The 4,397-nt window shown below is 63.9% G+C and carries 6 protein-coding genes; 5 read left to right on the top strand and 1 reads right to left on the bottom strand.

The window, feature by feature from the left end:
- Window positions 1-2: 2 nt before the first annotated feature.
- A complete protein-coding gene (locus tag AC1DYX_RS28205; RefSeq protein WP_477265080.1) occupies window positions 3-725 on the top strand; it encodes an HAD family hydrolase in 723 nt (240 codons plus the stop codon).
- 55 nt (window positions 726-780) lie between these two features.
- Entirely contained in the window at window positions 781-1,794 is a 1,014-nt protein-coding gene (hrcA, locus tag AC1DYX_RS28200) for a heat-inducible transcriptional repressor HrcA (RefSeq protein WP_477265078.1), read from the top strand.
- A gap of 16 nt (window positions 1,795-1,810) precedes the next feature.
- Here the strand turns inward: hrcA and fur are convergent, their stop codons facing one another.
- The gene (fur, locus tag AC1DYX_RS28195) at window positions 1,811-2,239 is read right to left on the bottom strand and encodes a ferric iron uptake transcriptional regulator (protein ID WP_036234473.1); all 429 of its coding nucleotides are present in this window, start codon (window positions 2,237-2,239) and stop codon (window positions 1,811-1,813) included.
- Between the two features lie 206 nt (window positions 2,240-2,445).
- On the opposite strand from fur, the gene AC1DYX_RS28190 reads away from it, so the two are divergent.
- The 3 genes from AC1DYX_RS28190 to AC1DYX_RS28180 all read left to right on the top strand — a co-directional run bounded on the left by AC1DYX_RS28190 (window position 2,446) and on the right by AC1DYX_RS28180 (window position 4,295).
- Window positions 2,446-3,063: an outer membrane protein assembly factor BamE gene (locus AC1DYX_RS28190; protein WP_477265076.1), complete on the top strand. Its 618-nt coding sequence runs from the start codon at window positions 2,446-2,448 to the stop codon at window positions 3,061-3,063.
- Window positions 3,060-3,884: a 4-hydroxy-tetrahydrodipicolinate reductase gene (gene dapB, locus AC1DYX_RS28185; protein WP_477265074.1), complete on the top strand. Its 825-nt coding sequence runs from the start codon at window positions 3,060-3,062 to the stop codon at window positions 3,882-3,884. Before AC1DYX_RS28190 ends, dapB begins: the two co-directional genes overlap by 4 nt.
- Before the next feature lie 84 nt (window positions 3,885-3,968).
- Window positions 3,969-4,295, top strand: a complete 327-nt coding sequence (locus AC1DYX_RS28180) for a barstar family protein (RefSeq protein ID WP_477265072.1) — start codon at window positions 3,969-3,971, stop codon at window positions 4,293-4,295.
- Window positions 4,296-4,397: the final 102 nt, after the last annotated feature.

Raw genomic sequence — 4,397 nt, 5'->3', positions numbered from 1 at the left:
TCATGAACACGCGCCGTGCCTGGCCGAAGGCCATCCTGTTCGACCTCGACGATACGCTGTGGCCCATCGCTCCCGTGATCCYGCAGGCCGAAGAGTCGCTGTTCGCGTGGTTGCGCGAGCACGCGCCGCGCGTGGCCGAGCGCTTCACCATCGACACCCTGCGCCAGGCGCGCCTGGAACTGCTGGCGCGCAAGCCCGAATTTCACCTCGACCTGGGCAAGCTGCGCCAGGCCGGCCTGCTGGCCGCGTTCCAGGAAGCGGGCGAGAATGCCGCCAAGGTCGAGCATGCGATGGCGCAGTTCTTTGCCGCGCGTAACGCCGTGGTCCCGTACGACGATGTGCTGCCGGGCCTGCTGCGCCTGAAGAACCGGGTGCTGGTCGGTTCGATTTCGAACGGCAATGCCGACCTGCGCACGATCGGCCTGGCGCACCATTTCAAGGTGTCGGTGGCTGCGCCCCAGTTCGGCGTGGCCAAGCCCGAGGCGGCGATCTTCCTGGCCGCCTGCAGAGAACTGGGCGTGGCGCCCGAGGATGCGGTCTATGTCGGCGACGACGTGCTGCTCGACGTGCGGGGCGCCCAGCGCGCGGGCCTGCGCGCCGTGTGGATGAACCGCACGGGTTCCACGAAGCACCTGGAGCACGAGGTGGTGCCGGATGCGATCGTACGCGACTTCGACGAACTGCTCGACTGGCTCAAGCGCGAGCACGACGAGATGCGGGCATGACGCACAAGCGGCGATCGAACGTGCATAATGACAGAAATGAAACCCGTTTTTAGCCATGCAACTCGATAATCGTGCACAAACCCTGCTGAAGGCCTTGGTCGAGCGCTACATCGCCGACGGCCAGCCGGTCGGTTCGCGCGCGCTGTCGAAGATCTCCGGCCTCGACCTCTCGCCGGCCACGATCCGCAACATCATGGCCGATCTCGAGGAAATGGGCTATGTCGCCAGCCCGCACACGTCGGCCGGCCGGATTCCCACGCCGCGCGGCTACCGCCTGTTCGTCGACACCTTGCTGACCGTGCAGCAGATCGACGAGAACGCCGTCGAGGCCGGCATGCGCCTGCCCGCGCACCAGCCGCAGAAAGTGATCGCCAACGCGGCCCAGGTGCTGTCGTCGCTGTCGCAGTTTGCCGGCGTCGTCCAGAGCCCGCGGCGTGAATCGGCGTTCCAGCAGATCGAATTCCTGCGCCTGTCGGAAAAGCGCATCCTGCTCGTGATCGTCGATCCGCGCGGCGACGTGCAGAACCGGCTGCTGCTGACCGACGTCGATTATTCGCCGACGCAGCTGATCCAGTCGGCGAATTACCTGAACCAGCATTTCGCCGGCCTGTCGTTCGACGAGGTGCGCACGCGCCTGACGGGAGAACTGCGCCAGCTGCGCGACGACATGGGCCGCCTGATGCAGGCGGCGGTCGAGGCCGGCAGCGAGGCGCTGGCCGAGACGGACGACATGGTCATTGCCGGCGAGCGCAACCTGCTGTCCGTGGCCGACCTGTCTTCCAACATGAGTTCGCTGCGCCAGCTGTTCGAGATGTTCGAGCAGAAGACGGGCCTGATGCAGCTGCTGGACGTGTCGAGCCGGGCCGGCGGCGTGCAGATCTTCATCGGCGGCGAATCGAAGCTCGTGCCGATGGACGAGATGAGCGTCGTCACCGCGCCGTACGAAGTGAACGGCAAGATCGTCGGTACCCTCGGCGTCATCGGCCCCACGCGCATGGCCTACGAGCGGGTGATCCCGATCGTCGACATCACGGCCAAGCTGCTGTCGAGCGCACTGAGCCAACCCTGACGATAGCGGATGCGGATCAATGCCGGTGCGGGCAATCCGTCTTCTGGCAATGACCGTAGATGGCGAGGGCGTGCTCGGCGATCTTGAAGCCGCGTTCGCTGGCGATCTTCTGCTGGCGGCTTTCGATCTCGTCGTCGTAGAACTCTTCCACGTGGCCGCAGTCAAGACAGACGAGGTGGTCGTGGTGCGAGCCGGCGTTCAGCTCGTAGATTGCCTTGCCGGTTTCAAAATGATTGCGGTTCAACAGGCCAGCCTGCTCGAACTGGGTCAGCACCCGGTAGACGGTAGCCAGACCCACGTCCATGTTCTCGTTCAGCAGGGTCTTGTACACGTCTTCCGCCGTCAGGTGCCGCACCGCGCTGTTCTGGAAAATTTCCAGGATTTTCAGGCGCGGCAAGGTCGCTTTCAGGCCGCTGGCCTTCAGGTCGGTAGGATTGTTACTCATGTTTTGTTACTCGGATATGGGCGGAGTGCTTTATGATATAGCGTTTTACAAGCTCCCGCTCACTCGTAAGCCCGCCAACCTGCTGCGCGTTGCGGTTCCAGCCTGCGATGCTCGCTGTACGTCTTGTACAGCTGCGCTTCTCGGCCGTAACCGCTGCCGCTCGCGACGGTTGACGGACTTCCGGCGATTGATTTTTAAGGTCAGATATGCGCATTAAAGCCGTTTTACATCGTTCCCACGCGCGGGCAGCGCTCGTGGCCGGGCTCGCCTGCATGACGCTGGCGGTCTCCGGCTGTGCGTCCTGGCGCAACCAGACCAAGCCGGCGGAACCGGTGAGCACCGCCCCGGCCGCGGTCGCCGCCGATGCCAGCAAGTCCGCGGCAATCGCGAATTCCGGCGCGCAGACCACGACCGTCACCAAGCTGCAGAAATTCCTCTGGATCTTCTCGCCCTACCGTCCGGACATCCAGCAGGGCAACTTCGTCTCGCAGGAAATGTTGAACCAGCTGAAGGTCGGCCAGACCCGCGACCAGGTTAAATTTATCCTCGGCACCCCGCTGCTGATGGATGCCTTCCACGCCGACCGCTGGGACTATCCGTTCTACCTCGCGCGCGGCAACGGCGAACTGACCACCAGCCGCGTCACGGTGTATTTCAAGGATGATAAGGTCGACCACTTCGACGGTGGCAACCTGCCGACGGAACGCGAGTACATCAATCGCCTGATCGGTATCTCGAAATACGAAACGAAGTCCGAAGAGGAATCGCTGGACGAACTGAAACGCAAACGTGACGAAGCCGCCAAGGGCGGAGGACAACAATGACTCAACTGAAAATCGCCGTTGCCGGCGCCAGCGGCCGCATGGGCCGCATGCTGATCGAAGCCATCGCCGCCGCACCGGACGCCCGGCTCGCCGGCGCCCTCGACCGCGAAGGCAATCCGTTCATCGGTTCCGATGCCGGCGCGTTTTCCGGCCAGCTGACCGGCGTCGTGATCCAGTCCGACCTCGACAAGGGCCTGGCGGACGCCGATTACCTGATCGACTTCACGCGTCCGGAAGGCACGCTGAACCATCTGGAATACTGCGCGGCCCACGGCATCAAGATGATCATCGGCACCACCGGTTTCGATGACGCCGGCAAGGCCGCCATCCGCGCCGCCGCCGACAAGACCGCCATCGTGTTCGCCCCGAACATGAGCATCGGCGTGAACGTCACGATGAAGCTGCTGGAAATGGCGGCCAAGAATTTCTCTGAGGGCTATGACATCGAGATCATCGAAGCCCACCACCGCCACAAGGTCGACGCCCCGTCCGGCACGGCGCTGAAGATGGGTGAGGTGATCGCCGACGCCCTCGGCCGCGACCTGAAGGACTGCGCCGTCTACGGCCGCGAAGGCGTGACGGGCGAGCGCGACCCCTCGACGATCGGCTTCGCCACCGTGCGCGGCGGCGACATCGTGGGCGACCACACCGTGCTGTTCGCCGGCATCGGCGAGCGCATCGAGATCAGCCACAAGTCGAGCAGCCGCGTCAGCTACGCCCAGGGTTCGCTGCGCGCCGCGCGTTTCCTGGCCGACAAGCCGACCGGCCTGTACGACATGCAGGACGTATTGGGGCTCACAAGCCTGGGCCTCAAGGGCTGATTCCGCACACCCGCCGAACTGGACGGCTTTGCCGGCGATCTGCTGGCATACTGGCCGTGAAGCGGGTATTTTTAGGAGACTCCCATGGCTACCGTCGAACTGAACGGCGCCGCGATCACGGACGCCGAAAGCTTTCATGTCGAGAGCCAGCGTGCGTTCGGCTTTCCCGATTCGTATCCGCACACCATGGATTCCTGGGTCGATTGCCTGAGCTATCTGCGCGATGAAGATGGCATGAGCAGCATCCGCCTGAAGGAGGATGAGGTGCTGCACATCGTCGTGACGCACGCCGAGGCCATGCGCGAACGGGCGCCGGATGTGCTGGAAGAGATGGCGTTCTGCATCATCGGCATCAACGAGCGGTACGAGGATTACGGCGAAAAGCCGGCGCTCGAACTCGAACTCCGCTGATATTATGTCCGCGTGGGCACGGGGTGCCCACCCTACGATATTCCGCATTGCCGTAGGGTGGGCACCCCGTGCCCACCATCACGTCGCCCGTCCACCCACGCC

The organism is Massilia sp. P2_C2 (assembly GCF_056404615.1).
This window is presented reverse-complemented; position numbering and strand designations above follow the sequence as displayed.

What these genes read in the sequence shown, in the direction of transcription:
- AC1DYX_RS28190 (WP_477265076.1), top strand. Translation starts at nt 2,446, where the DNA reads ATGCGCATTAAAGCCGTTTTACATCGTTCCCACGCGCGGGCAGCGCTC.
- fur (WP_036234473.1), bottom strand. Translation starts at nt 2,239, where the DNA reads ATGAGTAACAATCCTACCGACCTGAAGGCCAGCGGCCTGAAAGCGACC.
- dapB (WP_477265074.1), top strand. Translation starts at nt 3,060, where the DNA reads ATGACTCAACTGAAAATCGCCGTTGCCGGCGCCAGCGGCCGCATGGGC.
- AC1DYX_RS28180 (WP_477265072.1), top strand. Translation starts at nt 3,969, where the DNA reads ATGGCTACCGTCGAACTGAACGGCGCCGCGATCACGGACGCCGAAAGC.
- hrcA (WP_477265078.1), top strand. Translation starts at nt 781, where the DNA reads ATGCAACTCGATAATCGTGCACAAACCCTGCTGAAGGCCTTGGTCGAG.